We start from the raw sequence: 21,430 nt of genomic DNA on the forward strand, positions 1-21,430 counted from the left end.
CAAGCCCCGATGTTTTAGCTTTTCCAGGCTGCGCGCGGCCGCACGGACTCGCCGCTGCGCGCTCCTTTTTCCCGAATTTACAGCAGGTTACCCCCATGCAATTTCGCGAGCTGATGGCTGTTATTTCCACCCATGCGATCCGCCTTCAACAGGACGATGAAGACCTGGTCATTCTGGGCAACGACGACGCGCTGGACGAGGCGTTGTGGGACAGCCTCGCCAAGCACAAGGCGCAGTTGCTGGAGCTGGTGGCGAGCCACGGCGGCGACTGGTCGAGCCCGGCGCTGCGCATCACCCCGGACATGCTGCCGCTGGTGCAACTGGATCAGCCGGCCATCGACCGCATCGTCGCCACCGTGCCGGGCGGGGTGGCGAATGTGCAGGATATCTATCCGCTGGCGCCGTTGCAGGAGGGGCTGCTTTATCACCACCTCTCTGCGCCCGAGGGGGATCCCTATGTGTCACAGGCGCGGTTCACGTTCGACAGTCGCGCACGGCTGGACACATTCACCGACGCGCTGCGCCGGGTGATCGGGCGCCACGACATTTTGCGCACCGCCATCCTCTGGGAGCATCTGGACGAACCTGTGCAGGTGGTCTGGCGTGAAGCCCCGCTGGTCTGTGAGGAAGTCGGTCTGAATGACCGCGAGGACGTACTCGCGCAATTGCTGGCACGCCACGACCCGCAGTACTTTCGCCTCGACCTGCAACAGGCCCCGTTGTTGCGGCTGGTGTTTGCCGAGGATCCGGCCAACGACCGGGTGGTCGCATTGTTGCTGTTCCATCACATGATCATGGATCACGTCGCGCTCGATGTGGTACGCCGGGAAATTCAGGCTTACCTGTCCGGCCGCGATGCCGAGGTCGCGAGGGCGGTGCCGTTTCGCGACCATCTGGCGAGGGCACGTCTTGGGTCTGATGAGCAAGCGCACCAGGCATTTTTCCGCGAGATGCTCGGCGACATCGACGAGCCGACGCTGCCCGCAGGCTTGCACGATGTACAAGGTGACGGTCAGGGCATCGACGAAGTCTCGTGCATGCTCGACAGCGACCTGAGCCAGCGCCTGCGTACCCAGGCGCGACAGTCAGGTGTGAGCGTGGCAAGCCTGATGCACCTGGCCATGGCACGCGTGCTGGGGCAGTTGTGCGGGCGCTCGGCGGTGGTGTTCGGCACCGTTCTGCTGGGACGGATGAACGCGGCTGACGGTGTCGAACAGGCATTGGGGATGTTCATCAATACCCTGCCTTTGCGGGTGGACGTCGGCGAGTCGAGCGTTCATGACGGCGTGCTGGCGACGCACCGGCGTCTGACCGCGCTGCTCGCCCATGAGCAGGCGTCCCTGGCACTGGCCCAGCGTTGCAGCGCCGTGGCGGTGCCGACGCCGCTGTTCAGCGCCATGCTCAACTACCGCCACAGCAGCGTGGAGGAAGTCGCCGAGGTGATCGAGCTGTCGCCGGGGGTGCACGTGTTGGGCGCCCGCGAGCGCACCAATTACCCGCTGACGGTCAACATCGATGACCTGGGTCAGGACCTGCGCATCACGGTGCTGGCCGACGCGACGCTTGGCGCTTCCCGAATCGCCGGATACCTGCGCACGGCACTGGACAGTCTCGTCGATGCGCTGCAGAACAACCCGCAAGCCGCATTGCACAGCCTGAACATACTGCCGCCCGCCGAGCGTGAGCACTGGCTGTATGGCGTCAACACACCGAAAGTGAAGTTGCCCGACACGCCGTTGATCCATCAGCAATTCGAAGCGCATGCGCACACCCGGCCCGAGGCGGTGGCGTTGCTGTTCGAGGGCAGGACTTACAGTTATGAAGCGCTCAACCGACAGGCCAACCAGGTGGCCCATTGTTTGCTCGCCCTCGGCATTCGTCCGGATGACCGGGTAGCGATCTGTGTCGAGCGCGGCCCGCAAATGATCGTCGGCCTGCTCGGCGTGCTCAAGGCGGGCGCCGGTTATGTGCCGATCGATCCGGCTTATCCGCGGGAGCGGATCACCTTCACCCTGCAAGACAGTGCGCCGGTGGCGGTGCTGATGCAGGCAGCGACTCTGGATCGGATGGCCGGGCTCTCCGTGCCGCAGATCGATCTCGACGACCACGCTTTGCAAACCGAACCTGAATTCAACCCGCAGATCCCGGACTTGAATCCGGCGCATCTGGCCTACGTGATCTACACATCCGGCTCCACCGGGCTGCCCAAGGGCGTGATGGTCGAGCACCGCAACGTGACCCGTTTGTTCGGCGCCACCCACGATTGGTTCCGGTTCAATGCGCAAGACGTCTGGGCATTGTTCCACTCGTTTGCCTTTGATTTCTCGGTCTGGGAAATCTGGGGTGCGCTGGCTTACGGCGGTCAGTTGCTGGTGGTGCCGCAACACACCAGCCGCTCGCCGGACGAGTGTTACGCGTTGCTTTGCCGCACAGGTGTCACCGTACTCAACCAGACGCCGAGCGCTTTCCGCCAGTTGATCGCCGCCCAGGGCCGCAGCGCTTTGCAGCATTCGCTGCGCGAGGTGATTTTTGGCGGAGAGGCGCTGGAGCCAGGATCGCTCAAACCCTGGTATGCGCGGGTCGGCAACGCCGGAACCCGGCTGGTGAATATGTACGGCATCACCGAAACCACGGTGCATGTGACCTATCGACCGCTGGTGGCGGCAGACGCGCAATTGACCGCGAGCAGCCCGATCGGCGTGCGCATTCCCGACCTGCAGCTGTACGTCCTCGATGCCCGGCGGGAGCCAGTGCCAGCCGGGGTGGCCGGTGAGTTGTACGTTGGCGGCGCCGGGGTTGCCCGTGGTTATCTGAATCGTGAGGCGTTGACCGCCGAGCGCTTTATCGCCGATCCGTTCAGCGGGCATGCCGAAGCGCGTTTGTACAAGACCGGCGATCTGGCACGTTGGACGCTGGACGGCGAACTCGAATACCTGGGACGCAACGACGATCAGGTGAAGATCCGTGGTTTCCGTATAGAGCTTGGCGAGATCCAGGCACGTCTTGCAGCCTGCGACGGCGTGCGCGACGCGCTGGTGATCGCCCGCGAGGACAGCCCCGGCGACACGCGTCTGGTGGCCTACTGGCTGGCCGCCGAAGGTGTCGAACCGAGCGTCGCGCAATTGCGCGATCACCTGCTGGCATCGCTGGCCGAGCATATGGTGCCGGGCGCGTTCGTGCGCCTCGATGCCTTCCCGTTGACGGCCAACGGCAAACTCGATCGCCGGGCGTTGCCGCAGCCGGACAACCAAGCCTACGCCCGGCGGGCGTTTGAAGCACCGCTTGGCGAAATTGAAAGCCGCATCGCTGTGATCTGGCAGACCTTGCTCGGCTTGGACCGGGTGGGCAGGCATGACAATTTCTTCGAACTGGGCGGGCATTCGCTGTTGGCGGTGAAACTGATCGAGCGCATGCGTCAGCAAGACATGCAGTGCGACGTCCGTGTGCTGTTCGGCCAGCCGAGCGTGGCGGCACTTGCCGCGACGCTGGGAGGGGACGCCACGGTCAGCGTCCCGGCCAATCGCATCGAACCCGGTTGCACCCGCATCACCCCGGACATGCTGCCGCTGGCCACGCTGGATCAAGCGGCCATCGACCGTATCGTCGAGACCGTCGAGGGCGGTATCGACAACGTGCAGGACATCTATGCCCTGGCACCGTTGCAGGCGGGAATCCTCTATCACCATCTGGCCATCGCCGATGGTGACCCGTACGTGCTGCAAGCGCAGTTCGCCTTCGACGGACTGGCGCAGATCAAGGCGTTCGTTCGCGCATTGAACAGCGTCATCGCCCGGCACGACATCCTGCGTACCAGCGTGGTCAGGGAAAACCTCGAAGAGCCGGTGCAAGTGGTGTGGCGTGCGGCGCCGCTGGCACTGGAACGGGTGGATGCCGATCCGCAGGACGGTGATGTGTTGCAGCAAATGCAGGCGCGCTTCGATCCGCGACACTATCGCCTGGACTTGCAGCGTGCGCCGTTGATGCGTTTCGCCTACACCGAAGACCCGTTGCAAAACCGCTGGGTCGGGATTCTGCTGTTGCACCACATCGTTCTCGATCACACCGCGCTCGAGGTGTTGGTGGCCGAGATGAGCGACGCACTTGACGGGCAAGTCGGCGCGCTGCCGCCTCCCGTGCAATACCGCAACTATGTCGCTCAGGCCCGTCTCGGTTCGAATGCCCAGGCACAAGAAGCGTTCTTTCGCGACATGCTCGGCGACATCGTTGAACCGACCCTGGCGTTCGGCCTGCGAGACGTACTTGGCGATGGCACAAGCATCGTGGACAGCGAACTGGCACTGGATGAGCATCTTGCCGTGCGCCTGCGCAATCAGGCCCGCACGCTGGGCATCAGTGTTGCGAGCCTGGTGCATCAGGCCTGGGGCCAGGTACTTGCACAGGTCTGCGGGCGCGAGGAGGTGGTATTCGGTACGGTGCTGCTGGGGCGCATGCAGGGTGGAGAGGGCGCCGACCGTTCGTTGGGTATGTTCATCAACACACTGCCGCTGCGGGTCCATGTCGGGGCCACGGCGGTGGAGGCGGGTGTCAGGGCGACCCACGAACGTCTGGCGCAACTGCTGGTGCATGAGCAAGCGCCCTTGATGCTGGCTCAACGTTGCAGTGGCGTGACGGGTTCGCAACCGCTGTTCAATACCTTGCTCAACTACCGCCACAGTGCGCAACAGACGGCTACGCCGGGATGGGAAGGCATCCGGATTCTCGATTCTCGCGAGCGCAGCAACTATCCGCTGGTGGTCAGCGTCGACGACCTTGGACAGGGCTTCCGGCTTTCTGTGCAGGCAGTGCCCGAAGTGGATGGCATGCGGGTCTGCGACTACCTGCAAACGGCATTGCACAATGTGTTGAGCGCGCTGGAACAAGACCGCAATGCGCCATTGAATCAGGTGTCGATACTGTCGGCGGCCGAACGCCAGCGCGTGCTGGTCGGTTTCAATGTCACCGGTCGCGACTTTGCCCACGGCCATGTGGTGCACCAATTGTTTGAGGAGCGAGCGGCGAGCCAACCCTACGCTGTGGCAGTGGTGCAGGGCGGGCAGAGTCTGAGCTACGACGGGTTGAACCGCCGCGCCAATCGCCTGGCCCATCACCTGATCGGCCTTGGTGTGCAACCGGACGATCGCGTCGCGCTCTGCGTGCAACGGGGGCCGCAGATGCTGGTCGGGCTGCTGGCAATCCTCAAGGCTGGCGCCGGTTATGTTCCGGTCGATCCGGCACATCCGGCAGAACGGATCACTTATCTGTTGCAGGACAGCGATCCGGTGGCGGTGCTGGCGCAGAATGCCACTCGCGACCTGTTGGGCACCGTGCCGGTAATCAATCTTGACAGCGACGCCTGGCAGCATCTGCCGGACAGCAATCCACAGGTGCCGGAACTGACCCCGGCACATCTGGCCTACGTGATCTACACCTCGGGCTCCACCGGCCAGCCGAAAGGCGTGATGGTCGAACACGCCACCCTGGAAAACCTTGTGCACTGGCATGCCGAAGCCTTTGACCTGCACGCCGGCAGCCACACCGCCAGCGTGGCCGGGTTCGGTTTCGATGCGATGGCCTGGGAAGTCTGGCCGGCGTTGTGCGTCGGCGCGACCCTGCACCTGCCACCGGAATCGGTGAGCAACGAACATCTGGACGAACTGCTCGACTGGTGGCGGGCGCAGCCGTTGCAGGTGAGTTTCCTGCCGACACCAGTGGCCGAGTACGCCTTCAGCCGCGAGCTGCAACATCCGACCTTGCGCACTTTGCTGATCGGTGGTGACAAGCTGCGTCAGTTCGATCGCGAACAGAGTTTCGCGGTGATCAACAACTATGGCCCGACCGAAACCACGGTGGTCGCCACCTCGGGTCCGGTCGAAGTCGGCCAACCGCGGCACATCGGCCGGCCGATTGCCAACGCCAAGGTCTATCTGCTGGATGAGCAGCAACGCCCCGTGCCAGTAGGTGTGACGGGGGAGTTGTACGTCGCCGGCGCCGGTGTCGCACGGGGTTATCTGAACCGTCCCGATCTGACCGCCGAACGCTTCCTGAATGATCCGTTCAACGGAGGGCGCATGTACCGCACCGGCGACCTCGCACGCTGGCTGGCGGACGGCAATATCGAATACCTGGGCCGCAACGACGATCAGGTAAAACTGCGCGGCGTGCGGGTCGAACTGGGGGAAATTGAAGCGGCGCTGGCCAGCCATCCGGCGGTGCAGGACGCAGTAGCGCTGGTGCGCGACGGGCAGTTGCTGGTGTGGTTCACCGAGCGAACTCCGACTGATATCGAGGCGTTGCGCAATCATCTGCAAACCCGATTGCCGCAAGCACTGATCCCGGCGGCTTACGTGCGCCTCGACACCTTGCCGCTGACCGCCAACGGCAAACTCGACCGCAAGGCCTTGCCGGAGCCGGATCAAAGCGCCTGGCTCAGCCGTGAATACGAAGCCCCGCAGGGGCCAGTGGAAACCGCGTTGGCGCAGATCTGGGCCGACGTCCTGAAACTGGAAAAAGTCGGTCGCCACGACAACTTCTTCGAACTGGGTGGCCACTCGCTGCTGGCGGTCAGCCTGATCGAGCGCTTGCGCCAGATCGGCTTGAACACCGACGTGCGCGTGTTGTTCAGCCAGCCAACTCTGGCTGCACTGGCCGATGCGGTAGGCAGCGGTCGGGAAATCGAAGTGCCGGCCAATCGCATTCCTGCCGACTGCACCCACATCACCCCGGAGCTGCTGAGCCTGACCGAACTGGATCAGGCCAGCATCGACCGGATCGTTGCCACAGTGCCCGGCGGCGCCGCCAACGTGCAGGACATTTATCCGCTGGCGCCGTTGCAGGAAGGCATCCTTTACCACCACTTGAGTGCGGAGCAGGGCGATCCATACCTGCTGCAATCATGTCTGGCCTTTGCCAGCGTCGAGCGCCTGCGCGCTTTTGCCAACGCCTTGCAAAAGGTGATTGCGCGCCACGACATTCTGCGCACCAGCCTGGTTTGGGAAGGGTTGCCGAGCCCGCAGCAAGTGGTATGGCGAGAAGCCGCGCTGGCGGTGCAATCGGTCGCTCTGAGTCCGCAGGATGGCGATATCCTCGATCAGTTGCGCGCACGCTTCGATGCCCGGGATTTTCGCCTCGACCTCGGTCAGGCACCGCTGATCCGTCTGGTGTATGCCGAAGATCTGGTGCATGACCGGGTGGCAGGCGTGCTGTTGTTTCATCACGTCGTGCTGGATCACACCGCGCTGGAGGTGGTTCGCCGGGAAATGCAGTTGTATCTGCCGGGACAGGTTGAGTCTCTGCCGCCCGCCGCCCCCTACCGCAACTACGTCCACCAGGCTCGCCAAGGCATCAGCGAGGAAGAACACGAAAACTTCTTTAGCGAAATGCTCGGTGATATTGACGAGCCGACCCTGCCATTCGGCTTGCAGGACGTACAGGGCGACGGCCGCAACATCGAGGAGCACTCGCTGGCGCTGCCGGTGGAATTGAATCGGCACCTGCGCAGCCAGGCGCGGCAATACGGGGTCAGCGTCGCGAGCCTGTTTCATCTCGCCTGGGCGCGGGTGCTGGCGGCCACCTCCGGACACCGGGACGTTGTGTTCGGCACGGTGCTGCTGGGCCGCATGCAAGGCGGCGAGGGCGCGGATCGGGCATTGGGGATGTTTATCAACACCTTGCCGCTGCGCGTGGAGGTTGACGGGCAGAGTGTGCGCGAAGCGATTCGAACGGTTCATGAACGATTGGCGGCTTTACTGGGACATGAGCATGCGTCGCTGGCACTGGCTCAGCGTTGCAGTGCCGTGGCCGCGCCTTTGCCGTTGTTCAGTGCGGTACTCAACTATCGCCATGGCGGCCACGACGCTGAGCGACAGACTGTTGATCCGGTCTGGCAAGGCATCGAATTTCTGGCCCAGGACGGGCGCACGAATTATCCGCTGACCCTGAGCATCAACGACCGGGGCGATGGCTTCAACCTGTCGGTGCTGACCCCGGATCATGTGGGGGCGCAGCGGGTCTGCGAGCTGATGCACACCGCTCTGACGGAGCTGGCGACAGCGTTGGCTGACAACCCCGGACAAGCCTTTGAACGCCTCAACGTCCTGTCAGCGGCGGCGCGCGAGCAACTGCTTGGCGACTTCAACGCGAGCACCGCCGTTTACCCGTCAGCGCAAGGAGTTCATCGTCTGTTCGAGGCGCAGGTTGCACGCACGCCGGATGCCGTGGCGGTTCAGGCGGGCACGCAGCGCCTGACTTTCAGGCAATTGAACCAGCGCGCCAATCGCCTGGCCCATCATCTGCTGGGGATGGGGGTCACCGGCGATACGCGAGTGGCGATCTGTCTCAAACGCAGCCCGGAAATGCTGGTCGGGTTGCTGGCAATCCTCAAGGCCGGCGCCGCCTATGTGCCGGTCGACCCGGCTTATCCACCCGAGCGCATCGCTTACATGCTGGCCGACAGTGCGCCGAGGGTGATACTGGTTCGCGACGCAGCACTGCCGAATCAGGCTGGCGTACCGGTAATTGATCTCGCTCATGAGACCTGGCAAGGCCTGTCGGATGCTGACCCGCAGGTCGCCGATTTTACGCCGGACAACCTGGCCTACGTGATCTACACCTCCGGCTCCACCGGCCAGCCGAAAGGCGTGATGGTCGAACATGCGACTTTGGAAAATCTCGTGCACTGGCACACCGAAGCCTTTGACCTGCACGCCGGCAGCCACACCGCCAGCGTGGCCGGGTTCGGTTTCGATGCGATGGCCTGGGAAGTCTGGCCAGCGCTGTGTGTCGGTGCGACCCTGCACCTGCCACCGGAATCGGTGAGCAACGAACATCTGGACGAACTGCTCGACTGGTGGCGAGCGCAGCCGTTGCAAGTCAGCTTTTTGCCGACTCCGGTGGCCGAATACGCGTTCAGCCGTGAGTTGCAACACCCGACCCTGCGCACCTTGCTGATCGGCGGCGACAAGCTGCGTCAGTTCAATCGCGAGCAGAGCTTTGCGGTGATCAACAACTACGGCCCGACCGAAGCCACGGTGGTCGCGACGTCCGGCCCGGTGGAGGTTGGTCAGCCGCTGCACATCGGCCGGCCGATAGCCAACGCCCGAATCTATCTGCTCGATGACCAGCAACGTCCCGTTCCAGTAGGTGTGGCGGGTGAGTTGTACGTCGCCGGCGCTGGCGTGGCGCGGGGTTACCTGAATCGTCCCGATCTGACCGCCGAACGCTTCCTGAATGATCCGTTCAACGAAGGGCGCATGTACCGCACCGGCGACCTCGCACGCTGGCTGGCGGACGGCAACATCGAGTACCTGGGCCGCAATGATGATCAGGTGAAACTGCGTGGCGTGCGGGTCGAACTGGGGGAAATCGAAGCGGCGCTGGCCAGCCATCCGGCGGTGCAGGACGCCGTGGCGCTGGTGCGCGACGGGCAGTTGCTGGTGTGGTTCACCGAGCGTGCGCCGACCGATATCGAAACCCTGCGCAATCATCTGCAAACCCGTTTGCCGCAAGCGTTGATCCCGGCGGCTTACGTGCGACTCGGCGCCTTGCCGCTGACCGCCAACGGCAAACTCGACCGCAAGGCCTTGCCGGAGCCGGATCAAAGCGCCTGGCTCAGCCGTGAATACGAAGCCCCGCAGGGCCCGGTGGAAACCGCACTGGCGCAGATCTGGACCGACGTCCTGAAGCTGGAAAAAGTCGGTCGTCACGACAACTTCTTCGAACTGGGCGGCCATTCGCTGCTGGCCGTCAGCCTGATCGAACGTCTGCGCCAGATTGGCCTGAACACCGACGTGCGCGTGCTGTTCAGCCAGCCAACTCTGGCTGCACTGGCCGATGCGGTAGGCAGCGGTCGGGAAATCGAAGTGCCGGACAATCGCATTCCTGCCGACTGCACCCACATCACCCCGGAGCTGCTGAGCCTGACCGAACTGGATCAGGCCAGTATCGACCGGATCGTTGCCACAGTGCCCGGCGGCGCCGCCAACGTGCAGGATATTTATCCGCTGGCGCCGTTGCAGGAAGGCATTCTTTATCACCACTTGAGCGCCGAACAGGGCGACCCGTACCTGCTGCAATCGCGGCTGGCCTTCGACAGCGTCGAGCGTGTGGAAGCCTTCGCGGCAGCGCTGCGACAGGTGATTTCCCGTCACGACATCCTGCGCACGGCGGTGATCTGGCAAAAACTGGCCGAGCCGATGCAAGTGGTGTGGCGTCACGTTGAGCTGCCGGTGCAGGAAATCGTGCTTGATCCGGCAGATGGCGACGTCCTTGAGCAGTTGCATGGGCGTTTCGATGCCCGTCACTACCGCCTCGACATCAGTCAGGCACCGTTGCTGCGTCTGGTGTATGCCCGTGATCCGGCTCACGGGCGGGTGGTTGCGATGTTGCTGTTCCACCATGTGGTGCTCGATCACACCGCGCTGGACGTGGTGCAGCAAGAAATGCTCGCCTGCCTGCAAGGGCATGAAGCTTCGCTGGGCGCGGCCGTGCCTTACCGCAACTACGTGGCGCAGGCGCGGCTGGGTGTCAGTGAGCAGGAGCACGAGGCGTTCTTCCGCGACATGCTCGGCGACATCGACGAGCCGACCCTGCCGTTCGGCATGCAGGATGTGCAAGGCGACGGTCGCGACATCGAGGAAACGCGACAGGCCCTGACCGAAGCGACCGGTCAGCGTCTACGCAGCCTCGCGCGGCAACTGGGCATCAGCGTGGCCAGCTTGTTCCACCTTGCGTGGGCGCAGGTGCTGGCGGCGACGTCCGGGCAGGAGCGCGTGGTGTTCGGCACGGTGCTGATGGGGCGTATGCAGGGCGGCGAAGGGGCCGACCGGGCGTTGGGGATGTTCATCAACACCTTGCCGCTGCGGGTTGATCTGGGGGCAACCCCGGTGCGTGAAGGGGCTCGGGCGACGCATGCGCGGCTCAGTGCGCTGCTCGGTCATGAGCACGCTTCATTGGCGCTGGCCCAGCGTTGCAGTGGTGTGGCTGCGCCGTCGCCGTTGTTCAGTTCGATGCTCAACTACCGGCACAGCGCCGACGAGGCGCAACGGCAAAACGTGCGTCAGGCCTGGCAAGGCATCGAGACCCTGAGCAGCGAAGAACGCACCAACTATCCGCTGAGTCTGGGTGTCGATGATCTGGGCAACGCTTTCGTGCTCACCGCCATGACCCCGGCGAGCATTGGTTCGCAGCGGATCTGCGACTACATGCAGACCGCGCTGGAGAAACTCGCGGACGCCCTGGAACAGGCACCGGATCAGCCGCTGAACCGCTTGCCGATCCTTGACGGCGCAGAGCGTCAGCAGGTGCTGTACGACCTCAACGCCACCGGCACTACCGATAATCTGGAGCAAACCGTTCACGGTCTGTTCGAGGCGCAAGTCCAACGTACGCCGCAAGCCATCGCGTTGCAGACCGGTGAACAGCGGCTGACCTACGCCGAACTCAACGCACAGGCCAACCGTCTGGCCCATCACCTGCGCGAACTGGGCGTGGGGCCGGATTCGCGAGTGGCGATCTGTGTCGAGCGCGGGCCGGAGTTGATGGTCGGTCTGCTCGGCATCCTCAAGGCTGGCGGCGCCTATGTGCCGCTGGATCCGGCGTATCCGGCGGAGCGTCTGGATTACATGCTCAAGGACAGCGCCCCGGTGGCGGTGCTGGTTCATGGGGCGACGCGAGAGTTGCCGGGCGAAAGCACTGCACTGGTGATCGATCTGGACCAGGATCACTGGACATTCAATCCGGACAACAACCCGCAAGTGCCGGGCCTGAGCGCTTCGAACCTGGCCTACGTGATCTACACCTCCGGTTCGACCGGTGCGCCGAAAGGCGTGATGGTCGAGCATCGCGGCGTCGGCAATTTGCTGCACTGGAGTTCGCAGCTGTGTCCCGCCGTGACGGACGGCGCGCTGTTGCAGAAAACCCCGTTCAGTTTCGATGCCTCGGTCTGGGAGCTGTTCTGGCCGTTGAGCGCCGGTCTGCGTCTGGTGCTGGCGCGTCCTGACGGACACCGCGAGCCGGCGTATCTGGCGCAGGTGATTCGCGAGCAGCGGATCAGCGTTATCCAGTTTGTGCCGGTGCTGTTGCAGCAGTTCCTTGAGCAGGACGGTGTCAGTCAGTGCAACAGTCTCACCGACGTGTTCTGTGGCGGCGGCGACCTGACCCCGGCGCTGGCTCGCCTGGTGCGCGAGCGTTTGCCGCAGGTGCGTTTGCACAACGTCTACGGCCCGACCGAAGCCACGGTCGACAGCACGGTGTGGACGCTGGAACCGTCGATGCCGGTTCCGGACAGCGCGTTGCCGATCGGACGGCCGATCAACAACACCCGACTGTACGTACTCGATGCCGCCGAACAGCCGGTACCGATGGGCGTCATCGGTCAGTTGTTCATCGGTGGTGCCGGGGTTGCGCGGGGCTATCTGGGCTTGCCGCAATTGATGGCCGAACGGTTCATTCCGAGTCCGTTCTTGGAGGGTGACCGTTTGTACGCCACGGGCGACCTGGTGCGCTACCGCGCCGATGGCCAGCTCGAATTCATCGGGCGCAACGACTTCCAGGTCAAGCTGCGTGGCCTGCGTCTGGAACCGGGTGAAATCGAAGCGCAACTGCTCAGCCATCCAGCCCTGCGCGAAGCCGTGGTGCTGGTGCGTGAGGAGCGTCTGGTGGCGTACTTCACCTGGTACGCCGAAGCCGGGCAGCCGGGGATCGAGGCGTTGCGCGAACACTTGCTCGCACGCTTGCCCGATTACATGGTGCCGTCGGCATTCGTTGCGCTCGACAGCCTGCCGCTCAGTCCCAACGGCAAGGTGGATCGCAAGGCGCTGCCCGCACCGGATTTGGCTGCGGTCAATCACCGCGAATACGAAGCGCCGGTCGGCGAGATAGAAATCCTCCTCGCGCGACTGTGGTGCGAATTGCTCAAAGTCGAGCGCGTCGGACGGCAAGACCATTTCTTTGAGCTGGGTGGGCATTCGTTGCTGGCGGTCAGCCTGATCGGGCGTCTGCAACAGGAAGGTATCGAAGCCGATGTCCGGACGTTGTTCGAGCAACCGACCCTGGCTGGTTACGCAGCCATCACGGAAAGAATGGAGATCGTCCTGTGAACCTGAATGAACTGTTGGCGACACTGAAGACAAAAGACATCCAGTTGGCAATCACGGACGGGCAATTACGGGTCAATGGAAACAAGCAGGCCTTGAGTGAACCGGCCTTGCTGGCCGCATTGCGCGAGCATAAACCGGCATTGATCGGGCTGATCGAGGCGGGCGGTTACTCGCCCGCACGGGAGGGGCAGGTTGAAGTGCCGGTCAATGCAATTTCACCGAGCACCACACGGATCACACCGGCGATGCTGACACTGGTTGACCTGAGCCAGGACACCCTCGATCAGATTGTCGCGCAGATCCCCGGCGGCGGCGCCAATGTCCAGGACATCTATCCGCTGACGCCGTTGCAGGAGGGCATTCTTTACCACCACGCGAGCGCTGCACAGGGTGATCCGTATGTGATGCAGGCGAAATTCGCGTTCAGCGGACCTGAGCGGTTCGAGGCATTCGTCCAGGCCTTGCAGACCGTCATCGAGCGCCACGACATTCTGCGCACCGCCATCGTCTGGGAAGGACTGGACACGCCGGTGCAAGTGGTCCTGCGCAGTGTCGGGTTGCCTGTGGAAGAAGTGCAGCTTGACGCGGCTGAAGGCGATGTCCTGGAGCAGTTGCACGCGCGATTCGACGCCCGGCATTTTCGTCTCGACGTGACACGTGCGCCGCTATTGCGCCTGGCCCATGCCCGGGATGCAAAGACCGGGCGTATCGTCGCGATGTTGCTGTTTCATCACATGGCGATGGACCACTCGGCGCTGGCGGTGGTCAGCGAAGAAATGCAGGCTTGCCTCTCGGGGCACGGCGCCAGGCTGGGAGCGCCCGTGCCGTTTCGCAATTATGTCGCCCAGGCGCGGCTGGGCATCAGCGAGTCGGAGCACGAGGCGTTTTTCCGCGAGATGCTCGGTGACATCGACGAGCCGACGTTGCCGTTCGGCCTGCAAGGCGTGCATGGCGACGGCAGCGACATCGAAGAATGCAGTGTGCCAGTTGACCCACTGCTGGGGCAGCGCCTGCGAGCCAGTGCCCGTTCACTCGGCGTGAGTGTCGCGAGTCTGTTCCATCTTGGCTGGGGGCAGGTCCTCAATGCACTCACCGGCAAGTCTCCTGTCGTGTTCGGTACTGTGCTGATGGGGCGGATGCAAGGCGCGGAATCTACCGATCGCGCCCTCGGCATTTTCATCAACACCTTGCCGCTACGGGTCGAGGTGAGCACGCTGGCAGCAAGCGAGTCGGTGAAGGCCACCCAGGCACGTCTGACGAGCCTGATGCGCCATGAGCACGCACCGCTGGCGTTGGCCCAGCGCTGCAGCGGGGTGGTCGGGTCATCGCCGCTGTTCAGTTCGCTGCTCAACTATCGGCACAGCACCTCGAGTGCCAATGCCAGTGCCGAAGCGCTCTCGGCCTGGGAGGGGATCAGCGTCCTGCATGCGGAGGAACGCACCAATTACCCGCTGACCTTGAGCATCGATGACTTTGGCGATCACTTCAGCCTGACGCTGCTGGCCACCCGTGAAGTCGAGGCGCAGCGGATCTGCGGCTACATGGTGTGCGCCATGGAAAACCTGTTGCACACGCTGGAGCAAGCTGCGGATACGCCGTTGAGCCAACTGTCGGTTCTGCCCGCCCCGGAGCGCGAACAGTTGTTGACGGGGTTCAACGCCAGCGATGTCGAATACGTGCGCGGACAGATGATTCATCAACGCTTCGAGGCGCAGGTCGTTGCGCGACCGCAAGCGCTGGCAGCGGTGCATCTGGACAAGCAACTGACGTTTCTCGAACTGAACCGCCAGGCCAACCGTCTGGCGCATCGCTTGATCGATCTGGGTGTGCAACCGGATGACCGGGTCGCAGTCGTCGCCCGTCGAGGCCTGGATACCCTGGCCGGATTGCTCGCAGTCCTCAAAGCGGGCGCAGGCTATGTGCCGATCGACCCCGCGCATCCGGCCGAACGCCTGAATTATCTGCTGGGTGATTGCGCACCGGTGGCGATCCTGACCTCACGTGATTTGCTCGCACGGCTGCCGGCGCAGGAGCTGCCGGTAATCGATCTCGACCCGTGCTCCTGGCGCTCAGGCAATGACGCCAACCCCGTGGTTCCGGGTCTGTCCGATGCGAACCTGGCTTACGTGATCTACACCTCGGGCTCCACCGGTTTGCCCAAGGGCGTGATGGTCGAACACCAGACACTGGCCAATCTGGTCGACTGGCACAGCAACGCGTTTGACCTGTGTGCCGGCCGCCATACGTCTAGTCTGGCCGGGTTCGGCTTCGACGCGATGGCATGGGAAGTCTGGCCATCGCTGTCCGTCGGCGCGACCCTGCACCTGGCGCCTGCGCAGGACGGCGGCGAAGACGTCGACGGGCTGCTGGGCTGGTGGTGCGCGCAACCGCTGGACGTGAGTTTCCTGCCGACGCCCGTCGCCGAATATGCCTTCAGCCGGCATCTCGAGCATCCGACATTGCGTACCCTGCTGATCGGCGGCGACCGCTTGCGTCAGTTTTCGCGCAATCAGCATTTCGATGTGATCAACAACTACGGCCCTACCGAAGCCACCGTAGTCGCCACGTCCGGACGGATCGAGGCGGGGGAGGCGCTGCACATCGGCAAACCGGTGAGCAATACCTCGGTGTACCTGCTCGACGACCAACAACGTCCGGTGCCGATCGGCGTATCCGGCGAGCTGTATATCGGCGGCAGAGGCGTGGCGCGCGGTTACTTGAACCGTGCGCAACTGACCGCTGAACGTTTTCTGCCGGATCCGTTCAGTGAACGACCGAACGCGCGTATGTATCGCACTGGCGACCTTGCGCGCTGGCGCCCGGACGGGACGATCGATTATCTGGGACGCAACGATGATCAAGTGAAAATCCGCGGCATGCGCATCGAACTGGGGGAAATCGAAAGCCGTCTGCATCAGCTTCCCGGCATTCAGGAAGTGGTTGTCCTGGCCCGTGAGGACGAGCCGGGACAACCACGGCTGGTGGCCTATTTCACCGAGCAGGCCCAGGTGCAGCCACTGGCGGTAGCGCAACTGCGCGAGCATTTGCTCGGCCAGTTGCCCGAGTACATGGTGCCGGTCGCGTTCGTCAGGCTCGACAGCCTGCCGTTGACCGCCAATGGCAAGCTGGATCGCAAGGCCTTGCCGTTGCCGGAGCGTACGGCCCTGCTCACACGCGAATACGAGGCGCCACAAGGCGAACTGGAATGCACGCTGGCGCAGATCTGGGCCGAGGTGCTGCAGGTCGAACGGATAGGGCGTCAGGATCATTTCTTTGAGTTGGGCGGCCATTCGTTGCTGGCCATGCGCATGGTCGCGCAGGTGCGTCAGCGACTGGGCGTGGAGCTTGCGCTCGGCGAGTTGTTCGCCAACGCCGAACTGGCGTCGGTGGCGCAGTCGCTGACCCGGGCCGGTCGCTCTACGCAGCCGCCGATCCTGCCGGTGCCACGGGAAGGCGCATTGCCCCTGTCGTTTTCCCAGCAGCGCTTCTGGTTTCTGGCACAGATGGAAGGTGCCAACACGGCTTACAACATTCCGATCGGCCTGCGCTTGCGCGGTGTGCTCGACGCCGATGCGCTCCAGCGGGCGCTGGCCCGAATTGTCGCCCGGCACGAAAGCCTGCGCAGCCGCTTCGCTCCCTGCAATGGCGAAGCCCAGGTGCTGATTACCCCGCCCGACAGCGGCGTGCTGCTGCGTGTCGAGGACTTGCGCCAGCACCCGCTGGCCGACGAAGCCTTGCAGGCACTGATTCAGGGAGAGGCCTCAGGCCCGTTCGACCTGCAGGACGATCCGTTGATTCGCGGGCGGCTGGTCCGTTTGGCCGACGATCACCATGTGCTGCTGATCACCTTGCATCACATCATCTCCGACGGTTGGTCGATGGAGGTGCTGACCCGCGAGCTGATGGCTTTGTATCAGGCTTTCAGTCAGGGGCTGGAGGACCCTTTGCCGCCGCTGGCATTGCAATACACCGACTATGCCGTCTGGCAGCGGCGCTGGCTGAGCGGGGAGGTATTGCAGCGTCAGAGCGAATACTGGCAACGCACGCTGGCCGATGCGCCTGCGTTGCTGACGTTGCCTGCCGACCGACCGCGGCCGGCGCAACAGGATTACGCCGGCAGCAGCGTCGAAGTCTGTCTGGACGAGCGTTTGAGCGCCGGACTCAAAGCCTTGAGCCAGCGCCATGGCGTGACGCTGTACATGACGATGCTGAGCGCGTGGGCGATGCTGCTCGGTCGCTTGGCCGGGCAATCGGACGTCGTGGTCGGCTCGCCGGTGGCCAACCGTCAGCGGGTCGAAATCGAGGGACTGATCGGGTTGTTCGTCAATACCCTGGCATTACGCATTGATACCTCCGGTGAGCTGAGCGTCGAAGCGTTGCTGGCGCGGGTCAAGGCGCTGACCTTGCAGGCCCAGGACCATCAGGACCTGCCATTCGAGCAAGTGGTCGAAATTGCCCGACCGGCCCGCAGTCTGGCCCACAGCCCGCTGTTCCAGACCATGTTCAACTGGCGCAACAGCGACGGGCCGGTATTGGCGCTGGGGGATCTGACTCTGGAAGCGGTGGCCGAGCCGAGTCACTTCGCCAAGTTCGATTTGACTCTGACCCTGGGTGAATCACCCAATGGGATAAGTGGCTGGATGGAGTACGCCACAGCGCTCTTCGATGAGGCGACGGCACGGCGTTATGTCGGTTACTTCCAGCGTTTGTTGCAGGCCATGGTCAACAACGACCAGGCCGTGTTGGAACACGTGCAGATGATCGAGGATCAGGAACGCAGGCAATTGCTCGGCGAATTCAACGCCAGTGCAGCGGACTGTCCGCAAGTGCTTACCGTGCACCGTGTATTCGAAATGCGCACCGCAGAGCAACCGCAAGCCGTCGCTGCGGTGCACGGGATGCAGACGTTGAGTTACGCAGAGTTGAACCGCCGCGCCAACGGCCTGGCTCATCATCTCATTGCCCAAGGTGTGCGGCCTGGCGATCATGTGGCGATCCTGTTGCCACGCTCGCTGGAGCTGTTGGTCGCGCAGTTGGCAGTCGCCAAGTGTGCGGCGGCCTATGTGCCGCTGGACATCAACGCACCCGCCGAGCGACAGGCGTTCATGGTGCAGGATTGTCAGGCGGTCGCGCTGTTGACCGGCAGCGATCAGGCCATCGATTACCCGGTACGGCGAATGGATCTGGATACCCTGGCGCTTGCCGGGAGTCCTTCGCACAACCCGGATCTGCCTCAATCCCCGGAGGCGCTGGCGTACATCATGTACACCTCGGGCTCCACGGGCACTCCGAAGGGTGTCATGGTGCCGCATCGCGGCATTACCCGCCTTGTGATCGATTGCGGCTACGCCGATTTCAACCCGGATGACCGGGTGGCGTTCGCTTCGAACCCGGCGTTCGATGCGAGCACCATGGATATCTGGGGCGCGTTGCTCAACGGCGGCCAGGTGGTCGTGATCGATCATGCGACCTTGCTCGACCCTCAGGCATTCGGTCGGGAGCTTGACCGGTGCGGGGCGACGATCCTCTTTGTCACCACAGCGTTGTTCAATCAGTACGTGCAATTGATTCCCGAGGCGCTCAAAGGGCTGCGCATCCTGCTGTGCGGTGGGGAGCGTGGCGATCCGGCGGCGTTTCGAAAGCTGCTCGCCGAAGCACCGGACCTGCGCCTGGTGCATTGTTATGGCCCGACCGAAACCACGACGTACGCCACCACCTTCGAAGTGCGTAAGGTGGCGCCGGATGCGGACAGCGTTTCGATTGGCGGCCCCATCGGCAATACCCGCGTGTATGTGCTTGATAGCCGGCAGCAACCGGTGCCGTTCGGCGTCACCGGCGAGTTGTACATCGGTGGTCAGGGTGTTGCGCTGGGTTATCTGAACCGGCCTCAACTGAGTGCCGAGAAATTCCTCCGGGATCCGTTCAGCGACAATCCGCAAGCCTTGATGTATCGCACGGGCGACCTGGTGCGCTGGCAGGCGCCGGGGCGGCTGGAATGTATCGGCCGCAACGATGACCAGGTGAAGATTCGCGGCTTCCGGATCGAGCTCGGAGAAATCGAAAGCCGCCTGTTGAGTTGTCCGGGAGTCAAGGAAGCGGTGGTCCTGGCCCGACGCGACGAACAGGAGCCAACGCGGCTGGTGGCCTATTACACGGCGCACGATTCGGAATTGCAGAGCGCCACTCTGCGTGCGCTGCTGAAAGCAAAGTTACCGGAGTACATGGTGCCGACCGCCTGGGTGGCGATGGCAAGCCTGCCGCTGAACAACAACGGCAAGGTCGATCGCAAAGCGTTGCCGGCGCCGACACATCAAGCGCTGGTCATTCGTGACTATGAAGCGCCGGCCAATCCTCTGGAGGCGTCTCTGGCCGGGCTTTGGGCTGAAGTGTTGCAAGTCGGGCGGGTAGGGCGTCATGACAACTTCTTCGAGCTGGGCGGGCATTCGCTGCTGGCGGTGCGGCTCGTCGATCTGATGCAAAAGGCCGACATGCCGGTTTCGTTGGCCGAGCTGTTCCAGCATCCCACTGTCGAAGGTACTGCCACGCTGTTGTGCCAGCGCAATGACGCTGTACAGCGCCACGACGGCGTGATCGTGGTGCGTGCAAGCGACCGGGGCACGCCGTTGTTCCTGGTGCATGAGTTCAGTGGTCAGGACCTGTATTTCCCGGCACTGGGCATGCACATCGGCGGCGAGTTCCCGATTTACGGCTTGCCGGGTATCGATTCCGGTATGGCGCAATTGCGCACCATGGAGTGCCTGGCGACCCGGTTGGTCGAGGTTATCCGCGCCAGACAACCCCATGGCCCCTATCGGCTTGCCGGCTGGTCGTTCGGTGGCGTGCTGGCTTATGAAATCGCGTCGCAACTGCTCGGGATGGACGAGTCAGTGGCGTTTGTCGGGTTGATCGACTCCTACGTGCCACGCCTGGCCGATCCGAACAAGGTGCAGTGGAGCGATGCAGATGTGCACAAGCGTCAATTGCTTTTGCATTGCACGGCACACTGGGCCGGGCGCGAGACTCAGGGACAGAAAGCATTGGCGCGTCTGGCCGTGTTGCAGACAGAACTTGAGCAGTGGGCGTTCGCTGATTTGTTCAAACATTGCCACGAACAGCAGTTGCTCAGACCCGAACTCGCGGCTGTCTCGTCGGCGGATGCCTGGCATTACCTAGACCGGGAAGTGGCCCACGGGCATGCGTTGGCTCATTACCGGATCAGCCCGGTCGGTCTGCCGTTGCATCTGCTGCGTGCCAGCGAGCGTTCGGCGCCAATGTCGCGACTCAGCCCCACGCGCGGTTGGGCTGAGGAATTGCCGGGTGCGGAGTTGAACTGCATCGACGTACCGGGCGACCACCAGAGCATGATGAAAGCACCCCACGTACAGGCTCTGGGGCAGGCCCTGACTCAGGCGCTGGAAACGGCAATTGTGCCAGTGCCACCGGCTTATCAGCCGATCCTGACGATTCAGACCGGTCACTCCGGGCATGCGCCGATTTTCTGTGTGCCGGGGGCCGGCGACAGTGTCACCGGCTTCATCCATCTGACCGAGGCGCTAGGGCCGGAGTGGCCGATTTACGGCTTGCAACCCCGAGGCCTCGACGGCGCGAGCGTGCCACACAGCCGGGTTGAAAGCGCCGCCACGTTCTACCTGCGGGCACTTGAGCAGTTGTACCCGCAAGGACCGGTGCATCTGATCGGGCATTCGTTTGGTGGTTGGGTGGCTTACGCCATGGCCGCTCAATTGCAGGCGGCGGGGCGCGAGGTGGCGTCCCTGACCCTGATCGACAGCGAATCACCTGGCGGCAACAGCGTCGTGGGCAAGCCTTACACCACGACGGCGGCGTTGTTACGGCTGATCGAGTCGCTGCAGCTGTCCAGCGGCAAGTCTCTGGGCATCGATGCGCTGACCTTCGCCGAAGCCGACGACACTACGCAAATGCGTCTGCTGCATGACGGGATGGTGCACGCGGGTGTGCTGTCCGAACGCGCGTCATTCGACGCGATGCAGGGCCCGGTGCGCACTTTCGCCACCGCGCTGCGCACGGTCTATCGGCCGGCTCTGGCGTATACCGGGCCGGTGCGTCTGGCGCTGGTGGACGACCCGACGCTGGACGCATCAGGCAACCAGCGCGAACAGGCGGCGATGCTCGAAGGCTGGCAGCGCGAGGCCCGGGATCTCTCGGTATGGTACGGCCCCGGCAACCACTTCACGATCCTCAAGGCGCCCAACGTCTTCAGTCTTGCGGCGTGGTGGCATGACGGGCTGACAGTGGCGGCGGGTCAAGTGTTGTCCTGATTGAAGTTTCTATCCTGGAGCCCGGCCGCTGGCCGGGCT

At 63.5% G+C, this 21,430-nt stretch carries 2 protein-coding genes; both read left to right on the forward strand.

The features are described from left to right. The first annotated feature begins 95 nt into the window (after window positions 1–95). A complete protein-coding gene (locus QR290_RS12830) occupies window positions 96–13,094 on the forward strand; it encodes a non-ribosomal peptide synthetase (protein ID WP_289205090.1) in 12,999 nt (4,332 codons plus the stop codon). After that, window positions 13,091–21,391, forward strand: coding sequence for a non-ribosomal peptide synthetase (locus tag QR290_RS12835; protein WP_289205091.1), 8,301 nt, complete (start codon window positions 13,091–13,093; stop codon window positions 21,389–21,391). The genes QR290_RS12830 and QR290_RS12835 overlap by 4 nt, the downstream gene beginning before the upstream one ends. Window positions 21,392–21,430: the final 39 nt, after the last annotated feature.

Origin of the sequence: Pseudomonas fluorescens, from assembly GCF_030344995.1 — a bacterium.
GTDB classification, from domain to species: Bacteria; Pseudomonadota; Gammaproteobacteria; order Pseudomonadales; family Pseudomonadaceae; genus Aquipseudomonas; species Aquipseudomonas fluorescens_BF.